Source organism: Akkermansia sp., assembly GCF_020860705.1.
GTDB lineage: Bacteria > Verrucomicrobiota > Verrucomicrobiia > Verrucomicrobiales > Akkermansiaceae > Akkermansia.
Genome location: NZ_JAJBTT010000001.1, coordinates 73,326 through 92,364, shown reverse-complemented (window position 1 = coordinate 92,364; position 19,039 = coordinate 73,326). Strand labels below are relative to the sequence as shown.

Annotated in this window: 16 protein-coding genes and 1 other RNA gene; 8 read left to right on the top strand and 9 right to left on the bottom strand. The window is 58.7% G+C overall.

Annotation, left to right across the window (positions count from 1 at the left end):
- Positions 1 to 162: 162 nt before the first annotated feature.
- The 5 genes from LIO64_RS00385 to LIO64_RS00365 form a co-directional block, all read right to left on the bottom strand.
- Positions 163 to 2,463: a VacB/RNase II family 3'-5' exoribonuclease gene (locus LIO64_RS00385; RefSeq protein WP_290547471.1), complete on the bottom strand. Its 2,301-nt coding sequence runs from the start codon at positions 2,461 to 2,463 to the stop codon at positions 163 to 165.
- A gap of 128 nt (positions 2,464 to 2,591) precedes the next feature.
- Entirely contained in the window at positions 2,592 to 5,102 is a 2,511-nt protein-coding gene (locus tag LIO64_RS00380; protein ID WP_290547470.1) for a U32 family peptidase, read from the bottom strand.
- Positions 5,103 to 5,129: 27 nt separating this feature from the next.
- A complete protein-coding gene (locus LIO64_RS00375; RefSeq protein WP_290547469.1) occupies positions 5,130 to 6,344 on the bottom strand; it encodes a folylpolyglutamate synthase/dihydrofolate synthase family protein in 1,215 nt (404 codons plus the stop codon).
- A gap of 65 nt (positions 6,345 to 6,409) precedes the next feature.
- Positions 6,410 to 6,503, bottom strand: an RNA gene (gene ffs / locus LIO64_RS00370) — signal recognition particle sRNA small type.
- 51 nt (positions 6,504 to 6,554) lie between these two features.
- The gene (locus tag LIO64_RS00365; protein WP_290547468.1) at positions 6,555 to 7,571 is read right to left on the bottom strand and encodes a hypothetical protein; all 1,017 of its coding nucleotides are present in this window, start codon (positions 7,569 to 7,571) and stop codon (positions 6,555 to 6,557) included.
- Positions 7,572 to 7,736: 165 nt separating this feature from the next.
- On the opposite strand from LIO64_RS00365, the gene LIO64_RS00360 reads away from it, so the two are divergent.
- Entirely contained in the window at positions 7,737 to 9,158 is a 1,422-nt protein-coding gene (locus tag LIO64_RS00360; RefSeq protein WP_290547467.1) for a Gfo/Idh/MocA family oxidoreductase, read from the top strand.
- A 234-nt stretch (positions 9,159 to 9,392) separates the two neighbouring features.
- Here LIO64_RS00360 and LIO64_RS00355 read toward each other — a convergent pair whose 3' ends face one another.
- From LIO64_RS00355 to LIO64_RS00340, 4 genes are all read right to left on the bottom strand, one after another.
- Positions 9,393 to 9,893 (bottom strand): hypothetical protein, encoded by a 501-nt coding sequence (locus LIO64_RS00355; protein WP_290547466.1) that lies wholly within the window; start codon positions 9,891 to 9,893, stop codon positions 9,393 to 9,395.
- Between the two features lie 172 nt (positions 9,894 to 10,065).
- On the bottom strand, positions 10,066 to 12,747 hold the full coding sequence (locus tag LIO64_RS00350) for a DEAD/DEAH box helicase (protein WP_290547465.1): 2,682 nt from the start codon (positions 12,745 to 12,747) through the stop codon (positions 10,066 to 10,068).
- Positions 12,748 to 12,825: 78 nt separating this feature from the next.
- A complete protein-coding gene (locus tag LIO64_RS00345) occupies positions 12,826 to 14,283 on the bottom strand; it encodes a bifunctional UDP-sugar hydrolase/5'-nucleotidase (protein WP_290547464.1) in 1,458 nt (485 codons plus the stop codon).
- A 37-nt stretch (positions 14,284 to 14,320) separates the two neighbouring features.
- Entirely contained in the window at positions 14,321 to 14,788 is a 468-nt protein-coding gene (locus tag LIO64_RS00340; RefSeq protein WP_290547463.1) for a septal ring lytic transglycosylase RlpA family protein, read from the bottom strand.
- A 187-nt stretch (positions 14,789 to 14,975) separates the two neighbouring features.
- Between LIO64_RS00340 and LIO64_RS00335 the strand changes: the two genes are divergently transcribed.
- From LIO64_RS00335 to rpsE, 7 genes are all read left to right on the top strand, one after another.
- A complete protein-coding gene (locus LIO64_RS00335; RefSeq protein ID WP_290547462.1) occupies positions 14,976 to 15,848 on the top strand; it encodes an NAD(+)/NADH kinase in 873 nt (290 codons plus the stop codon).
- A 230-nt stretch (positions 15,849 to 16,078) separates the two neighbouring features.
- Positions 16,079 to 16,306 carry a 50S ribosomal protein L24 gene (gene rplX, locus LIO64_RS00330; protein ID WP_012419972.1) on the top strand — a complete coding sequence of 76 codons (228 nt, stop codon included), beginning with the start codon at positions 16,079 to 16,081 and terminating at the stop codon, positions 16,304 to 16,306.
- Between the two features lie 63 nt (positions 16,307 to 16,369).
- A complete protein-coding gene (rplE, locus tag LIO64_RS00325) occupies positions 16,370 to 16,951 on the top strand; it encodes a 50S ribosomal protein L5 (protein WP_290547461.1) in 582 nt (193 codons plus the stop codon).
- 12 nt (positions 16,952 to 16,963) lie between these two features.
- Positions 16,964 to 17,365 (top strand): 30S ribosomal protein S8, encoded by a 402-nt coding sequence (gene rpsH, locus LIO64_RS00320; protein WP_290547460.1) that lies wholly within the window; start codon positions 16,964 to 16,966, stop codon positions 17,363 to 17,365.
- Positions 17,366 to 17,386: 21 nt separating this feature from the next.
- Positions 17,387 to 17,926 (top strand): 50S ribosomal protein L6, encoded by a 540-nt coding sequence (gene rplF / locus LIO64_RS00315; RefSeq protein WP_290547459.1) that lies wholly within the window; start codon positions 17,387 to 17,389, stop codon positions 17,924 to 17,926.
- Positions 17,927 to 17,961: 35 nt separating this feature from the next.
- Positions 17,962 to 18,324, top strand: a complete 363-nt coding sequence (rplR, locus tag LIO64_RS00310) for a 50S ribosomal protein L18 (RefSeq protein ID WP_022396876.1) — start codon at positions 17,962 to 17,964, stop codon at positions 18,322 to 18,324.
- A gap of 16 nt (positions 18,325 to 18,340) precedes the next feature.
- A complete protein-coding gene (gene rpsE, locus LIO64_RS00305; RefSeq protein ID WP_343230517.1) occupies positions 18,341 to 19,012 on the top strand; it encodes a 30S ribosomal protein S5 in 672 nt (223 codons plus the stop codon).
- The last annotated feature ends 27 nt before the right edge of the window (positions 19,013 to 19,039 follow it).

Here is a 19,039-nt window from a genome sequence, read left to right as displayed (position 1 = left end):
GGCGTGGGGTCGGATTCACAAGTAAACAGCAGCCATTCTATAGATGAAAAGGGGATTTTGCTTCAAGAAAATTTTGGTGGAAAAGTCCGGATTTGATTCTGCTGCAAGGAAAACCGCCGTTGACGGACCCTCCGGCACCTTTCTACATTCGTCCGTGTGCCGTCAGCGGGTCCGCCGCTGGCGTCCGGGAGCATGTTTTTCTTTCCTGCCTTCCTTTCTGCCGGTCACGGCCGTCTTTTTGGGCTGCTGCCTTTTAGGCTGCTGCCATTTTTCCTGGGATGCGATGGCGAAATCCGCCCATTGCTGCTCCCTGTCCACTTTTACGGGAATGACGGGAACGCGCAATCCTGCGCACAGCACGGAACCGTGATCGCTCTTCCAGCGGTTGGCAAACGCCTCGTATACCCAGCGGCCGCCGGGGAGTTTGTCCGGCTTGATCAGTCCCTTGATCTGGAGGCGAGGGATTTCCAGCAGCACGCCGAAATGGCGCGTTTCCGTCACCAGGGCCTCGTGCACTTCCGGATGGTCCGCGTAACACTGGCCTTCCAGCCATTCAAAGAGCTTCATCCGGTTGGCGTCTTTTTCCGCACTGGCGGACGTGCGTTCCGTCTCGGAAATATGTTCCGCATCTTCCTCCAGCCTGCCCACGCTGCCGGCGCCTTTGGCCCCCTTGGGGGGATTGGCCAGCAGGGGATTCAGGGAACGGTGCACCACCAGGTCCGCATAGCGGCGGATGGGGCTGGTGAAATGGCAGTAATTGGAAGTGGCCAGGCCGTAATGGCCCAGGGGCTCCGTGTCGTACCTGGCCCGCATCAGGCTTTTCAGGAGCGCCAGCTTGAGCAACTGCTCGTCCGGGGAGCCCTTGATGGACTTCATCAGCTCATTCAGGTACTGGCGCTGGCTGATGTCGTGGACGGAGTGGCCGTACAGCTTGCACAGCTGGCCGAATTCAAAGAGCTTGGCGGAGTCCGGTTCTTCATGAACGCGGTAGATGGTGGGGCGATTTTTGTTTTTCAGCGTCAGGGCTACGGCCTCATTGGCGGCCAGCATGCATTCTTCAATCAGCTGGTGGCTCTCATCATACTCTTCCGTGATGATGTCCGTCACGCGGCCGTCCTTGTCCATGACGGCGCGCACTTCCGGGAAGTCCAGATCCAGGGCTCCCTTGGCATAGCGGTTGCGGCGCAGGATGGAGGCCAGTTTCCACGCTTCCCGGACCATGGAGGGAACCTTTCCCTTGTCATGGCCCTTGATCATGGTGAAGGCTTCCTGGTAGGTCAGGCGCGCCTTGCTGCGGATGAACGCGTCTGCAAAGCGGGCGTGCAGCATCTTTCCCTTTTTATCAAACTTCATTTCGCATACCTTGGTCAGACGGACGACGTCCGGCCGCAGGCTGCACAAATCGTCGGAGAGGCGGGGAGGCAGCATGGGAAGAACGCGGTCCGGCAGGTAGGTGGAGTTGCCGCGGCGCAGGGCTTCCTCATCCAGTGCGCCTCCGGACTTCACGAAGTGGGAGACGTCCGCAATGTGGACGGCCAGCGTCCAGCCCTCCGGAGTGGCTTTAATGGAGATGGCGTCGTCAAAATCCTTGGCGCTTGCCGGGTCAATGGTGATGACGGTGCGGTCCGTCCAGTCCTCCCGGCGGGCGAGCTCCCCGGAGGAAGGATCCTGGGGAAGGCTCTCCAGCTCCCGGAGCACGGAGGCGGGGAATTCCACAGGCAGGTCATACTTCCGAATGACGGACTCCATGTCCACATGAGGATCGTCCGGGTAGCCGAGCACTTCCACGATTTTTCCGCGGGGGCTCTTCTTTTCTTCTCCGCGGGACACGGGTTCCACGGAAACCAGCTGCCCCGGAAGTACCTCCATGGCAGGCTTTTCCACCAGTTCAATATATTCCGGGGAGCCAACGCCGTCCCCCATTACGCGGCCCAGCTTGCCCTTCCCGGCGCGGAAAACGCCCAGCCATCGGGACCGGGCGCGTTCCGTCACTTCCTCCACCCGCGCTTTCATGCCTGTATCCGGAGAAGAGAAGCGATGCCTGCGGACGTTCCTCCGTCCCCTGGCCTGCGCCTTGCGCTCCACGCGCACAGCCACCCGGTCTCCGTCCAGGGCGGTTCCCAGGTGATTGGGCTTGAGCTCCAGTTCCGGGATGGCGTCCAGGTCCCATCCCAGGGCCGCTGCGGCGGGGTCCCCCTTTTTAGGGAGAAAAAGAATCTTGCCGGAACGCAGGATGCGTATCATGCCGTGCACCAAGTGTTGGCGTTCCCTCTTCAGGGCATATCTTCCCTTTTGCAGGCGCACGAGCCTGCCTTCCTCCTCCAATTGGTCCACCAGGGCGCGGAAATCCAGCTTCTGCCGGGAATCCACGTTCAGGGCCCGCGCCAGTTCGGACTTGCTCTGGGGTTCATAATGCCCGTCTTCCATGTGACGGAGCAGGCGGTCTTTCAAGGGAGTATTCATACTGCAAAAGTTCCGGGAAAGGAGTTTTCCATTCCCATTAATGCCATCATAAGACGGTTTTTACACTGCTTCAAGGCGCGGGCGGTGCATGTTGTCCATTCTTCCGCTTTCCGGGGGGCCAGCCTTCGCTATCGGGGCCGCAGCGTGCCTTCCGTGGTGCCCAGCTGTTCTGCGACATCCAGTTCCCGGATGAGGCGGCCCGCGGTGCAGGAGCCGTCCATGAGGCCCCGGTAGCGGGACACCAGAAGGCTCACTTTATCCGGAGAGTCATCCAGCAGTTCCAGGCGGAAGCGGAAAAGGCCCAGGCGGCGGAAGTCCCGGAAAAAGCCGGCTCCCGTCTGGGCGCGTCCGTTGAACAGGGTGTTCCGGCAGCCTGCGTCCGCCAGCAGGGGATGGAGCTGGCCCACGCGGTCCCGCAGCTGCACCTGGTATTGTTCACAGGGGCGTCCGCAGTTTTTATAGTTGGTGCCTTCTGACAGGAAAGTGCAGAATACGCAGTGCTCCATATGGAACATGGGCATGTGCTGGTGCAGGGTCAGTTCAAACCATTCCGGAGGGGCGTTCCGGAGAAGGTCCGCCACTTGCCCGGCATTCAGGTCATAGGAGATGGTAAGGTATTCCAGATTTCCCTGTTCCTTTAAAATGGCTGCGCTGTAAGGGTTGGCGACGTTCAGGGAAAAATCCCCGAGGCGCCGCAGGGAGGCATGGCGGAAATACTGGGCCGCGCCCAGGTTGCGGATGAGGACGCCGTCCGGTTCCGCCCGTTCCATGAGTTTGAAGTAACCGGTTTCCGACGGCTTCTGGATGCGCGGCGTTGCCAGAAAGACGGGCGCGCTTTTTCCATGTTTCCGCACGGTTTCCACCCCCGCCGCATAGTCCCGGATGTCTTCAAAATCCAGATAGACGGCGTCCGCCCCGGCATCCAGGGCGGCAGGTATCTGTTCCGGCCTGCGGCACAGCACGGACAGGAGAGGAGCCGTGTTCGGAGCTTCTGCGGCCGCCGGGAGCGCGGGAAGGGTGAACGGTTCCGGAAGGCGGCGGGAGCCGGAGGCTTCCCTCTCCCTCCGGGCCGTCTGAATCTGTTCCACCAGGGCGCGGCGCATCTGGTTGAGGATGCTCAGCGGGAGCATTACGCCTTCCGGCAGGCGGCATTCACAGGAGGCCAGGCGGAACCCCGTTCCTCCCAGCCTGCCGAGCTGTTGTTCCAGCGTTTCAGGAGTCAGGGGCCGTTTTTCCGCCGTTTGGAGGGGGAGGGCGGATTGCACGGAACAACCGTATTCCGGGCACGAGACCGTAAGAGGCTCCCCGACGGAGCCGGTGCATGTCCAGTGAAGGGGGATGGCGGTTTCCGGCAGGTGTTCCCGCATCTTTTTCAGTTCCGCATTCAGGGCCGGATCATCCGTTTTCCAGAGCTTTTGCCCCGGCCGGACTCTGTTCCAGTCAATGCTGGAGGCTTTCCCGTGGAAGAAGAGGCGGTTCCTCTGCACTTTCCAGATGCGGCCTCCCTGTTCTTCGTTGCGGTCCTCCCCGGCGTCAATCACGAAGCCGTCGCCGGGCGCGAGCGGAACGTTCCCCTCCGGCCTGATGTCCAGCCAGCCTTGGCCGCAGCCTGTGATGACGCCTGCATAGGCGCCGCGCTTCTTGCCGTGGCGGCCGTGAGTCAGGCGCGGGTGGTCCGTGCCGTCCAGCCAGCCGGTGGAAAAGCCGCGTGAAAATACCATTTGCAGTGCATAGCGGTCGCGTGCCGTAACCATCCTGTCTACGGGCATTCCGGCGCAGGCGGCGTCCAGGGCCTTCCTGTACGCCGCCGTCACCGCCGCCACGTATTCCGGGCTTTTCAGGCGTCCCTCTATCTTGTAGCTCTTTACGCCCATGCGGACCAGGTCCGGAATGCGGTCAATGGCGCACAGGTCCTGCGGGCTGAGCAGATAGCGCCTTTCCCCCAGCGGAACGTGTTTGCCGTCTACGATCAGGGCGTAGGGCAAACGGCAGGCCTGCGCGCATTCCCCCCTGTTGGCGCTGCGCTGGCCCAGGCTCTCCGACGTGAGGCACTGGCCGGAGTAAGCCACGCAGAGCGCTCCGTGCACGAAGACTTCCAGGGGAACGTCCGTATGCCGTACGCATTGTTCAATCTCCTTCAGGCTCAGCTCACGCGCCAGCACGGCCTGTTTCAGGTCCAGAAAGCCGGAGACGAATTCCAGGCCGTCCGGGGAAGTAAGCGTCATTTGGGTGGAGGCGTGCAGTTCCAGCTGCATGGCAGGATCCTGACGCTCCCATTCCGTCAGGCAGCGGGCAAGCCCGATGTCCTGCACGATCACGCCGTCCACGCCGGCGGCGTTCAAATGGCCCAGGTACGCAAGGGCGTCCGGCAGCTCGGAAGTGAAGATGAGCGTGTTCATCGTCACGTATCCCCTCACGCCGTGCGCGTGAAGAAAGCGCATCAATTCCGGCAGGGAATCCAGCGTGAAATTGTTCGCGCGCAGACGGGCGTTGAAACGGTCCAGGCCGAAGTAGATGGCGTCCGCGCCATTGGCTACGGCGGCGCGGGCGCAGTCCATGTCCCCGGCGGGGGCCAGCAGTTCGGGGCGCAGGTCTCCGGGCCGGAGGGAAGAGAGGGTTATGTCGTCGTCAGGGGTCACGGGATGGAAAGGGAAAAAGGAAAAGATTTACTGGACGGTGCTGCGTTTTTCCGCGTGGGAGAGCAGCGCTTTCAAATCCCCCAGCAGGAACAGGGAGCCTGCCGCCAGGGCGGGTAGGGGGGAGGACAGGGCTGCGTGCAGCCCTTCCGGAAGGGTGGGATGGATAAAGACAGGCCCGGTTTCCAGTTCAGTCAGCAGGGCTGCCAGTTCTTCCGCCGGCATGATGCGGGGAGAGGAACAGGACACCAGGTGCCATTCTCCGGTGATTTCCCGTAAAACGGGGATCATGTCCCGGATGTGCTTGTCTGCGGAGGCGGCAAAAACCAGCGCCGCTTTCTGTCCGGGGAATTCTTCCTTCCACGTGGCCGCCAGCACGCGCGACGCGTGTTCGTTATGGGCGCCGTCCAGGACCAGCGGGGGCGCAGCGAGGCGTTCGAACCGTCCGGGCCACTGTACCTTTGACAGGGCCGCGGCGGCGCCGGAAGGGGAGGGGAGGGCGTGGAGCTGCCTCATGACCTCCAGCGCCAGGGCGGCGTTTTCCCGCTGATGAGTTCCGGGCAGGGAGGGCCGCGGCGTTTCTCCGTTCATCCGCGCGACAGTGAGGGGGGAATGGCGGTCCCGCGCCGTCTGTTCAATAACGGCCATGGCTTCCGGGTGCTGGACGGCGGTTACAGTCGGCTTTCCGGGGGCGATGATGGCCGCCTTTTCCGCGGCGATTTGCGCCAGCGTGTCTCCCAGGTACTGCTGGTGGTCCAGGCCGATGGGGGTCAGCACGGCGATGTCCTTGGGCACGGCGTTGGTGGCGTCCAGCCTGCCGCCCAGGCCCGTTTCCAGAATGATGAAGTTCACGCCGCTTTTGCGGAAGTGGCGCAGGGCGATGGCAAGCGCGAGTTCAAAGAAGGTGGGGGACTGTTCCCAGCTTTCCGTCAGTTGCTTGAGGCAGGAAATTTCTTCCGCAAGAGCGTCCGGAGGAATCATCCGTCCGTTCACGCGGATGCGTTCAGAAAACTCCACCAGGTGGGGGGAGGTGAACAGGCCGGTCACGTATCCCTGCGCCCTGGCCAGGGCTTCAATCATGGCGCAGGTGGAGCCTTTGCCGTTGGTGCCGGCCACATGGACCACCGTGGCGTCCGTCCGGTCCGCATCGGCCGCCGCCAGCAGCTTCCTGGTATGGTCAAGCCCCAGCTTGATCCCGAAAAATTGAGTGGAAAAAAGCCAGTCAAGGGCGGCGGATACGTTCATGGGCGGTATTCTACCATGGGAAGGCTCCCGTTCAATCCCGGTATGGAGAGGGGATCAATAAAATACCGCCGGGAACGGACGCGGCAAACACGAACAAGCTACCGTTGCTACCTCTCGGTCCTGGCGGGGTTTGCCAGTCGTGCCTCCACGGGTTCCCGGCGGCCCACACAGTAAACTAGGTTTGCAGTATGCTGTCAACCATCAAAGAGATCATCTCCTTTTGGTGAAAGAAAGCAAAATGGAGATCAGCAGGATCACGCCGACGACGGCCGCCGCGGTGAAAAAAATCTCCTCTTCCTGCCTTAGCAGGCTGCGCTCCCCTTCTATTTTCCCCTCCTTGATGCGTTGAAGCCCGTGCAGGACCTTGGCTTGTTCCTCCACGTCCGCCTCCGTCCGCATGGCCAGCGCTTCCTCATGGCTGACAGCCTGGTCATAAGGGGCGATCAGGGCGCGGAACTGGGGGTCTTCCGAAAGGATTTCCGTCTCATCATACTCTTCCGCGAGAGGGGAGTCCATGGCATCCCGGAGGCTGGCGATTTGCCTGTCCACCTTGTTCTGGAACAGCGTCAGCTCCCTTCTGGCCTTTTCATAGGCGGCCGTTTGTTCACGCAGCATGGCTTCTCCCTTGCGGGTGATACGGTCCAATTCCTGGGGAAGGCTGGCCTGGAGCTTGAGCAGGTCCGCGCGGTTTTCCGTCACTTTAAAATCCTTGCTCTTCGTGTTGGAAGCTTCCGCTCTCTGGATGCGGTTGATGTCCAGCCGGGTTTCCACCTGGCGTATCTGCTCCTGGAGCCGGTTCTGGGCGCTGGCGAGCTGCTGCCTGGTGGTGTCCAGTTTGCTTTTAAGCTCTTCCACATCCGCAGCGCGGCGGTCATATTGTTCCAGAAGACGGGCTATCCGGGTTTCCACGGCACCGGCACTGGGTTTCTTCTTTGCCTCCGGAAGTTTTTTCCCCTTGGCGGCGGCCTGGTCGGCCTTTTCCATCTGGGCGTCCCAGTATTTGCGGACGGCCTCCTCCTTGCGCTGGATGGCTGCCTGAAGCCGTGCGGCCTGCTGTTCATGAAGATCCGCTATTTCATCAAAACGGGCCTGGGCCGCATCCAGCTCCGGATAGGGTTCCTGCTCCATGGCTGTGATGGCTTCATGCCGGGGTGCGAGGTTGGTCTGATAATAATCCCAGCCGTAATAGCCGCCGGCGAGCAACAGGATAAGAAGAAAATAACGCATAAGTTGAAGCAGGGTAGAGGCAGAAGTTAATCTTATAGTGGAAGTTCCGCCGGATTTTGCAAACCTTAAAATCAGCCATCCGGAGCTTTTTTCTTCTGGAGCGGGAAGGATGATAAATCTGCGGCCCGTGGATCGTAATGTTCTCTGAAGTTATACTTTCAAGCCATGTCTATTTTTTCATCACGCAGACAATTTCTCAAATCCCTGGGGCTTGCGGCCGGAGCGGCTGCCGCCGGAAACGTTCTCCCCGGCCAGGCCCTGGAGATTCCTTCCGGAAACAGCCTCTGGCAATCCGGCTCCCAGGCGTCCCCGCGGCCGTCCGGCTCTATCTACATGGGGGGCTTCAAGGCTCCCAAGCTGGACCGGATCAGGCTGGCCTTCATCGGCGTGGGCGGCCGCGGATTCTCTCATCTGGCTCAAATGTGCGTGATGGACGGCGTGGAGATCGTGGGCGTATGCGATTTGAAGGAGGACCTGGTGAAGCGCGGAGTGAACCGCGTTCTGTCCAAGATGGGGAAAAGCCCGCTGGGCTATTCCGGCGGCGAGACGGAATATCTGACCATGCTGAAAGAGTTGAAACCGGACGCCGTCATCATCAGCACGGATTGGAGCTCGCACGCCCGGATCGCCTGCGACAGCATGAAGCACGGCGCGCACGCCTTTGTGGAAGTTCCTCTGGCCGTTTCCATGGAAGAACTCTGGAGTCTGGTGGACACCAGCGAGGCTACCCGCAAGCACTGCATGATGATGGAAAACGTCAACTATGGCCGGGAGGAACTCATGTTCCTGAACATGGTCCGTCAGGGTGTCATTGGAGAGCTGCTTCACGGGGAGGCCGCCTACATCCACTGCCTGGTGACGCAGCTGGGGGATACGCAGGGGGAAGGGGCCTGGCGCCCGGAATACCATACCCGGATCAACGGAAACCTGTACCCCACCCATGGCCTGGGGCCGGTGGCGCAGTACATGAATCTGGCGCGCAGGGAGGACCATTTTAGCCGGGTAGCGGCATTCGCTTCTCCTGCCCTGGGGCGCAACGCCTATGCCAAAAAGCACCTTCCCGCCGACCACCGCTGGAACCGCACCCCCTTCATCTGCGGGGACATGAACACGGCCATCGTCAAGACGCAGCTGGGGCGCACCATCCTTGTCCAGCTGGATGAAACGTCTCCGCGGCCCTATTCCCGCGCCAACCTCATTCAGGGTACGGAAGGCACCCTGGCCGGCTTCCCGACCCGCGTGGCCGGAGAAAAGCTGGGCAACGGCAATTATCACGAATGGATAGAAGGCAGGGAGAAGCTGGCCGCCATTTATGAAAAGTACGACCACCCGCTTTGGAAGCGCATCGGGGAATTGGCCGTGAAGATGGGCGGCCACGGCGGCATGGATTTCGTGATGCTTTCCCGCATCGTTGAATGCCTCCGGAACGGAGAACCGATGGACCAGAACGTGTATGAAGGCGCCACCTGGTCTTCTCTGCTGCCGCTGACGGCCCATTCCATCGCCCAGGGCGGCATGCCCGTGGAATTTACGGACTTCACCCGCGGAGACTGGAAAACCACCGCCCCGCTTGGCGTGATTTCCTGAAAAGGAAGATATGGGAAAACACGGTAAAGTCAGTTGCACATTATTCCGCTCCCGGGGACCATGGAAATGGTGTCTGTGAGCTATGTTGCTCAAAAGACAAGGGTTGATTAGGAAATACAGGTTTTATTTTTCTCGTTTTACACCACAGTCCACAGTGGCATTCCGATAAAAAATCCCTCGTTATGAAAATAGCGAGGGATTAAAAATTAAAATCGGAAACAACTGGTATTTACCTTATTTGACGATTTTTTTAGTTCTTACTATTATTCCTTTTTCCAGTGTTTCCATGACTTCCTTGTCGCTCATGGGCTGGTGATCTTTTTTTAATTCCTTTATTTTCTCGCGTGTCTGTTCGTCTTTCGATTGGCTTAATTTCTTATAAGCATCCGTCATATCGAAATAGACAAGTTTAAGATTGTTTACCTTATTTTCATCTTCATTCTTCGTCAGACTGACAATAAGGATATAACGGTCCCCGATCATGGTGAACCCTTCACCTAGAATTTGGTATCCATCATCATGTTTTCTGAGGTATTCATCACGTGCCAATTTTAGCATGCTGACATTTTTGATTTCTTTAAGATCAAGTACAACAGGGTTTTCATAGGAACCAACAGGAGACTGGGAGGCCTCGTCGGCCTGTTTTTGCACTTTGTCTGCCCCAAATGACGGAGGAATGGCCAGCATGGCACAGCATCCTAAGGTCCAAATGGTTATTTTCAGTAAGATTTTCATCTTTATTTCCATATATTATTGTTAATACGTAGTCAAATACCAAACCCGGGTTTTCCAGGTTGCCCGGAAGCAGTGGGGAAGAAATGCATGTTAGTTCGTTTTCCTGTTTTCTCTTTCCTTGCTCTCGCTGAATTGATTTCTATCAACTGCATCTTCAAAGCACGAAGTGAAATCAGCTTTTGCAAAGCAAGTCCTTAAGTTCTTCCGCACTCATGTTCATGAGCCATTGTTCGGGGCCGCCGGAGAACAGGTCGTCCGCCATGCGGCGTTTTTCCGCCAGCATGGCGTCAATGCGGTCCTCAATGGTGCCGCGGCAGATCAGGCGGTGCACCAGCACGTTCCGGTGCTGGCCGATGCGGTAGGCCCGGTCCGTAGCCTGGTTTTCCACGGCGGGGTTCCACCAGCGGTCCACGTGGATGACATGGGAAGCCTGGGTCAGCGTCAGTCCGGTGCCGGCGGCTTTCAGGGACAGGATGCAGAAGGGTGGGCCGGATTCCGTCTGGAAGGCGGAGACGATTCCCTGCCGTTCCGGAATGGGCGTGCCCCCGTGCAAGGCAAGCCCGGAACGGCCGAAAACCTTGGAGAGCAGGTCATGCAGATGGGGAATGATGGTGCGGAACTGGGTGAAGAGGATGGCTTTTTCCTGCCGGGCGGCGATGGAGGCGCATAATTCCTGAAGGCGCAGGAACTTCCCGGAGCGTTCCGGAGCGTAGTCGTCCGTGCCCTGGAACTGGGCGGGATGGTTGCAGATTTGCTTGAGGCGCGCCAGCACGGGCAGAATCAGCATGAGGCGGGTGGCCGGATCCGGTTCGTCCAGCATGGCGTGCAGCGTATCTATCTGCGTCTGGTACAGAGCGGCCTGTTCCGGAGTGAGGGGGCAGTAGGCGGGGATTTCCGTCTTGTCCGGCAGGTCGGGAACCAGGGCCGGGTCCGTCTTCATTCTGCGCAGGATGAAGGGGCGCACCAGGCGGCGCAGCGGGGCGTAGCCGCGTTCCAGGGAGCGCGTAAAGGCCTCAAAGCTTTTTCTGCTTCCCAGCAATCCCGGATTCAGGAATTCCATCAGGCTCCATAATTCATTCAGGTTGTTTTCCACCGGGGTGCCGGACAGGGCGGCGCGCCGTTCCCCGTGCAGGGAGCGGATGGCGCGGGAACGCGCGGAACCGGCGTTTTTAATGGCCTGGGCTTCATCCAGAATGATAGCCGGGAAATACAATCCGGCCAGCGCAGGCGTGCGCGCGGCCATGCCGTAAGTGGTAATGACGGCGTGGCAGTTTTTCCGGAGCGGAGTTTCTTCCGGCTGCCATGAGTCCGGAACGGAGGGATGCATGATGTGCAGGACGAGTTCCGGAGCGAAGCGTTCCGCTTCCTCCTTCCAGTTGGACAGGAGGGAAGCCGGGACTACGATCAGGGCTGGAAGGCCGTTCAGACGGCCTTCCCTGCGCAGTGCATCCAGCCATGCAATGGCTTGAAGGGTTTTTCCCAATCCCATGTCATCCGCCAGACAGGCTCCGAACCCGTGTTCCGTGACCCGGTACAGGAAGGAAAATCCCTTTTTCTGGTAAGGCCGCATCCATGCGTTCAAATGCGGCGGCAGTTCCGGGACGGATGCCGGGGCTTCTCCGGCCAGAATATCCAGGGCCTCCTGGAGATTGCGGCCCGGTTTCATCACGCAGTCCTCGTCCGGTTCCGGAAGCTGCGCCAGCTGGCCGGAAGGGCCGTTGACCAGCAGCCTTAATCCCTGGACCAGGGGGATGCCCAGGGAACTCATCATGCGCGCCGCCTTGTTCCACCGCTCCATCAGGTCCCGAACCTTCTGGGCATCCACGCGCACCCATTCTCCTTTAAAGCGGATCAGACCGTCTCCGTTATGGAGCAGTTCCTCCAGTTCCTCCGGAGCCAGGTCCCTGCCTCCCAGCGTGGCGGATACGGAAAACCTCAAAAGGCTGTGGACGTAAAGGCCTGAGGAGTGGGCCGTTTTTTCACCGCCGGACGCGTCCGCCGTGACTTTCACCTGTAATTTGGGAGGAGACTTTTTCCACAGGTTCACCATGCGGACCATGATGCCCGCGCGTTCGTAGGACGGCGTATCCTGCAAAAAATCCCGTGCTTCCGTGGCGCTCCAGGCCAGCGGTGCGTAAATCTTTCCGTTGTCCAGCAACCGCTGGAGCAGGGGGCTTTCCCGGGCTGCCTCTTTCAACGGCTGGAGCACGGCCAGAAGGGCAGTGTAGTTCCCTTCATGGAGTTTCAGGGCAGTGGAGAGGGGAAGGTGGCGCACCTGGTTGTCCGCCGCGCTTTGATGCGCAAAGGTGGCCATGAAGGCAAAGGGGCGTGAGCCTGTGGCGTCGTCCCGGTTTTCCGCAAGATGGAAGAATACCTTGCCGATCTGGTTCCAGGGGGCGCCCAGGCCGTTCAGCCACGCTGCGGGCGTGATGCCGCGGACGGTGATTTCTTTTTTAATCAGTTTGCGGAGGTCCTGGATCCACTCCTCGATGACGCCGGGGGTGACGTATTCCGCGCCCGGTACGGGAGGGAACTGTTCCGCCAGAAGCGCCCTTTCCGCTGTCGTAGTCGGCAGGTGGTCCAGAACGGTGTCCACCTCATCCGGTCTTTCCGCGGCGGCGTGCGCCATGCGGGTGAGCGCCTGGCGCGCCATGTTCTTGATAAAAAAGGTGCCCGGGTCCGGTGCGGTTTCCCAGTTGGAGACTGCCAGGGCGTAGAGGCCGTTTCCGGTTCCTTCTTCAAACAGGCGGTCAAAGGGAGGGGTGTCTGTCACCGGAGTTCCGGAGGGGAGGATGCGGAATCCGCTGAAGTTCCTCTCTTCTTCCGGAGCTGTGGAATGGGGGGCCGGCTGCATGACTTCCGGGAATGTAACATGCCGGCGGGGCCTGTTCAATCCATCCTGCCGTCCTGAGGCATGTGGCGCCCGTACGGGTTACAGGGCAAACGTCGTGTCTTTGATGATGGGCAGTTTGGGCGGAGGAGGATTGAAAAGCTCCTTGATTTGTTTCAGATAGGAAATCAAGGCTTCGCGGACGCTTACTCCCGTCGGTTTTCCATTTCCCCGTTGAGGGAATTTGAAGTTGTTGCATACGTAATCCCCCATGGCAACGGTATAGGTGACGTTATTTTTCAAGGTGCTGGTGATGCTTGGCGTAACGCCATCCATAATCTGGTAGGAAAAACCGCAGCAATAAACTTCCAGAATACCTCCTTCGTCATCCGACGGGGACATGAATTTGGTCAGGATCAGTTGTTCAATGTCCGCCTTGCTCATGGAGCAGGTGACGATTTTATCCCGGAAAGGTTCCATTTCATAAATATCCCTGATCGTGATGGGACCCTTGGGGAGGTGGCTTTTGGCCCGTACGCCGCCGCGGTTGTAAATGGCAATGTCCGCATTCGCGGCCTGCTGAATGGCCTTGCAGAAAAAGGTGCCCAGGGTGACGTGAGCGATGTCTTCCCCGGCAACGCCCACTTCCTGATTGAAGAACGTATTTCCAGTGAACTGCCGGACAATCTTCTTTACTTCCGGGTCGTCGGGAATCTTTTCATTCAGGGAAACGGCCTTCGTTGATTTGGAAAGGATGGAGGCAGGTTTTTCCGTGGAAAAGATGATCTCCGTGACGCCTACATGGCTCAGTCTGTGACCTGTGTGGCTGAGCAGCGTGCCGGTTCTGAGATGGCCGTCGGGAAGCGTCACATGGGTATGGCCGCCCAGAATGACGTCGATATTCGGCGAATATTTCATCATTTTCAGATCGTGGTCGTACCCCAGGTGGCTGAGGATGATATTGATGGTGTTGTGGTGGAGGCGGAACCTGTCCATGATTCCCTTGTAATCATCTTCATCCGGCAGTTTCCATGAAATGCCTCCCATCTTCCGGACGTCCGTAGTCTGCAGGTCCACCAGCCCGATGACTCCTACGGAAATCGGCGTGCCCTTGATGGGGATGCTGGCGTAAGGAGAAAAACACTTTTCCAGGGTGGGAGAGGGATTGACGTTGGTAACGACGAATTTGGTGCCGGGCATTCCCTTTATGTGCTCCCGCAAGGCTTTCTGTCCGTAATCCAGATCATGGTTCCCGATGGTCGCCATGTCATACCCCAGTTTGTTCATCAGGATGGTAAGGGGTTCTCCCTGTTTTTCCCAGTCGTCCACATAGGGATTGCCTGTAAAATAATCCCCGGAATCAACCAGCAGCACGTGCGGATATTTGGCGCGGTAGTTTTTGACCAGAGTCGCCAGTTTGGGAAATTTGTCCAGATTGCCGTGAATATCGCCGGTGGAAATAATGATCAGCGTCTTGTGGGGATCTGATTTAAGCTTCTGGGCCAGGGAGAATGGGCACAGACAGGCCAGACCGACAAGGAGAATGCGTGGCGGAATCATGGATGGGGAAAGTGATGCGGAGGATGATGAAATGGGATTAACGGGCGAAAACCTCATACGGGTCGTCACCCACGGAAATGACTTCCAGACGGACTTTGGATACTCCGCGGCTGTGCAGGCCGATGCGTTTTGCTGCGGACGTGGTGAGGTCGATCAGGCGGTTGCTGTGGAAAGGTCCGCGGTTGTTGATCCTGACGATGGTGGATTTTCCGGTTGCCAGGCAGGTGACTTTCACTTTGCACGGCATCGGCAGGGTTTTGTGGGCCGCCGTCATGGAACGCTGGGGATTGATGTACTCTCCGGAGGATGTCTTCATGCTGCGTCCTTTTCCGCCGTACCAGGAGGCATAGCCGGTTTCGGTATATTGCAGGGCGTCCGCCACGCTCATGGGAGTATATCTTTTCCCCCGCACCCTGTAGGGCGCGTTTTTTACACGCGCCTCTGCCGCCTGCACGGCCGGAGCCGTTTTCTGAGCGCTCTTCTCCGTGGTGGAGCAGGCCGGCATCAGAAAAAGCAGTAGAACAGGGAAGGGACATTTCACGCTTTTTACCTTTAACATACGTTTATAAACTTGTATAACAAAAAAAGAAACAGGAATTGGAATTTAATGGATAAGGACAATTGAGAGGAATCTTCCCCCGGGCGTGGTTTACCAGTTGAGCGGCGCGGGAAAATACGGTATGCTTGCCCGCATGAATCCTTCCAAGGTAATCGGCCTGGTCGCATTGGCGGAAAAACCGGGACTGGGGGAAGCGCTGCGCATCATGCGCCGGGAACTTTCCCGTCACGGTCTGGGTTCCTGCGTCATTGAAACCCCGGATGCCCTGGAACAGGTCATCGGCCGGTGCAGCATGCTGGTGACCTTCGGGGGAGACGGCACCATGCTTACCGTCTCCTCCCTGGCGGCCATGCACCGCGTGCCTCTCGCAGGGGTGAACCTGGGGCGGCTGGGATTCATGACTACCTGTTCCGTTCAGGAACTGCCGCTGCTGGCGTATGCGCTCCAGGAGGGTTCCTACCTGACGGATGACCGCTCCATGCTGGAGGTGGTCAAGATGGGGGTTGACGGCTCCGCCGTTCCTCCCCGCAAGCTGGCGTTGAATGAAGTTTCCCTGATCCGCGCCCAGTCCGGCAAGATGGTGGACCTGGATGCGGAGATTGACGGCGAGTTGCTGAACCGCTACCATGCGGACGGCGTTCTGGTCTCCACCCCCACCGGTTCCACGGCGTATTCCCTTTCCGCAGGGGGGCCCCTGGTATGGCCCATGTCCTGCGTGGTGTGCGTCACTCCCATCTGCCCGCACAGTTTAACCAACCGTTCCGTGGTGCTTCCGGATACCATGACCATACGCCTGCGGCCCCGTGAGCGCCGCGGCCGCTTTGACTCCATGGTCTATTCTCTGGACGGCCGTTCCGCCTATCCCATTGAAGTGGGGGAAAGCCTCATGATCCGGAAGGCGCCGGAAACCCTGTCCCTGGTTCATCTCCGCAAACAGAACTTTGGCGCTCTTCTGAGGGCCAAGCTGCGCTGGCAGGGGGCGGAAATTCCTACGGACGATGAGTAAAACCGTTCCGGAGGTGCCGGAATCCGGATCCGCCAGTGGTGTTCCCGCGTTGGCGGGATTGGCATGCCGGGATGCTTTTCATTTTCCGTTCCGCATTGGCGCAGGGGCGGTAAAACGATTTTTTTAGGATGCGGGCTTGACGAAAAGGTCCATCCTATAATACTCTTCCAGCCCTGCCACCAAGGGGGTGGCAGATCTTAATCGCATAAACGCGTAAGAAATAGTCATATATGAAGACCCACGTGAAAAAAGGTGATGAAGTAGAAATCATCGCCGGACGTAACCACAAGGGCAAGCGCGGCACCGTTCTCGCCGTGAATGCTTCCAAAGGTACTGTCATCGTCGAAGGCGCCCGCACCCTGAAAAAGGCTGTGCGCCCGACCGAGCAGAACCCGGAAGGCGGCATTCAGGAGATCAACGGCCCGATTCACATCTCCAACGTGAAAAAAGTAGGCTAGGCCTCCGGCCTGACCCTGCGCTTAAGCCATCAAATCATTATAAAGAGCTGACCCGCTAAAACAATGAGTACACCAACACTGCAAACATACTACCGTGAAAAGGTCGTTCCCGGCCTTCAAGCGAAGCATGCATACAAGAACGTGCATCAGATTCCCCGCCTGGAGAAGATTGTTGTCACCTCCTGCATGGGCAAGCACCCGGACCGCAAACAGGCCGTGGAAGATGCCGTCAACGAAATTGCCAAAATCACCGGACAAAAGCCGTCCGTCACCTTCGCCCGCAAGAGCGTAGCTAACTTCAAGGTGCGTGAAGGCGAACCTCTGGGAGCCCGCGTCACGCTGCGCGGAACCCGCATGTGGGAATTCCTGGACCGCTTCATCAACGTGACGGCTCCGAACATCCGCGACTTCCGCGGTCTTCCCTACAAGTCCTTTGACGGCAACGGGAACTATGCCATCGGCATCTCCGACCAGTCCATCTTCCCCGAAATCGAACTTGACCAGATCAAGCGTCAGATCGGCTTCGACATCATTTTCGTGACTTCCGCTCCTACGGACGATGAAGGCCGCGACCTGCTCCGCGCCCTGGGCGTTCCCATGCGCGAACCGAAGAAGGCCGAAGAAACCCAAACCGCTAACGCCTAACTATTTCTTACCATGGCCGTATTAAGTGACCCCATTTCCGACTTCCTCACCCGCCTGAAAAACGCCAGCCTGGCCGGCAACGAGGAATTTACCGCTCCCTGCTCCAACATCAAGGTGGAAATCGCCCGCATTCTGCAGGAAGAAGGCTACATCTGGAACTATGAAGTGATCGGTGAAGGCACCAAGAAGCAAATCAAGGTGAAGACCAAGTTTACCTCCCAGGGCAAGCCGGTCGTTACCGACGTAAAGCGCAGCTCCAAGCCGGGCCGCCGTCAGTACGTTTCTTCCGAGGACATTCCCCGCGTTCTCAGTGGGCTTGGCATTGCCATCGTCTCCACCTCCCGTGGTGTGATGACCGGTGCGCAGGCGCGCAAGCAGAGCATCGGTGGCGAACTTCTCGCCCTTGTATGGTAACCATTAACATTTCCTAAACATATGTCCCGAGTTGGTAAAAAATCCATCACATTGCCGGACAAGGTAACGGTAAAGGTTAACGGCTCTTCCGTTCAGGTGGAAGGCCCCAAAGGCAAGCTTTCCTGGACGCTCCCGGAAGGCATCACCGCCACCGTTGAAGGCAATCAGCTGTCCGTTGACCGCGCTGGCGAAAGCCGCCAGCTTCGCGCCCTGCACGGCACGAACCGTTCCCTGTTGAACAATATGGTCATCGGCGTTTCCGAAGGCTTCGTCAAGAACCTTGAAATCGTCGGCGTCGGTTTCCGCGCCGCCGTCAAGGGCAACATTCTGGACCTGAACCTGGGCAAATCCCATCCGATCAACCAGGTGATTCCCGAAGGCCTCAAGGTGACCGTGACTGAAAACACGAAAGTGACGGTCGAAGGCGTGGACAAGCAGGTCGTAGGCCAGTTTGCCGCTGAAGTCCGTGCGTACTATCCCCCGGAACCCTACAAGGGCAAGGGCGTGCGCTTCGCCGGTGAAGTTATCCGCCGCAAGGAAGGCAAGAGCGTCGGTAAGTAATTCAGGTAATAACTATTACAACATATTTATACACGATGAGTACTATCAATCGCAAAGCCATCCGCTCCAAGGTTCGCCGCCGCATCCGCAGAAAGCTCTCCGGAACGGCTTCCCGTCCCCGTCTGGCTGTCTATTTCTCCAACCGTCACGTCTATGCCCAGATCATCGACGACACGGTAGGCAAGACCATCTGCTCCGCTTCCACGGCCGATGCTTCCATCGCCGATCCTTCCAAGCTCGCCAACCGCGCCTCCGCCACCAAGGTGGGCAACCTGATTGGTGAACGTGCGAAGGCCGCCAATGTCACTGAAGTCGTCTTCGACCGCGGTGGTTTCAAGTTCTGCGGCAAGGTGAAGGCCCTGGCCGATGCCGCCCGCGAAACTGGTTTGAAATTCTAATTGAAAGATTCCCTAAATGAATAACGAAACGGAAAACACTGCTCCTGCTACGGAAGCCGCCGCTCCCGCTCAAGCGCAGCAACCCGCACCGGGCGGCCGCGACTTCCGCGGTCCCCGCGGACCCCGTCGTGACGGTCAGAATGGCCGCGGACCCCGTGGTCCCCGCCGTGACGGCCGCCGTGGCCCCCAGGCTGAAGCTCCCGTGGAAGAAGGCCCCCAGCTGGCTGAAAAGGTTGTGTTCATCAACCGTTGCGCCAAGGTCGTCAAGGGCGGCCGCCGCTTCTCCTTCTCCGCCCTCGTCGTGAGCGGCGATATGGAAGGCCGTGTAGGCTTCGGCTTTGGCAAGGCCAATGAAGTGGCAGACGCTATCCGCAAGGCTACGGAAGCCGCCAAGCGCCAGCTTCGTCCGGTCTCCATTGCCAACGGCACGATTCCGCATGAAGTCTACTCCGAATTCGGCGGTGGCAAGGTGCTCCTGAAGCCCGCCTCCCCCGGTACCGGTCTGATCGCCGGCAACACCATCCGTGCCGTGCTGGAAGCAGCAGGCGTGCGTGACATCGTTGCCAAATCCCTCGGTTCCTCCAACCATGCCAACGTGGTGAAGGCCACCCTGCAGGCTCTCGCTTCCCTGCGCACGAGCGACCAGGTTCTTGCCGACCGCGGCAAGAAGAAGGAAAAGGCCATCTAACCTGACAAGGAGGCGGCTGCCCGGTGC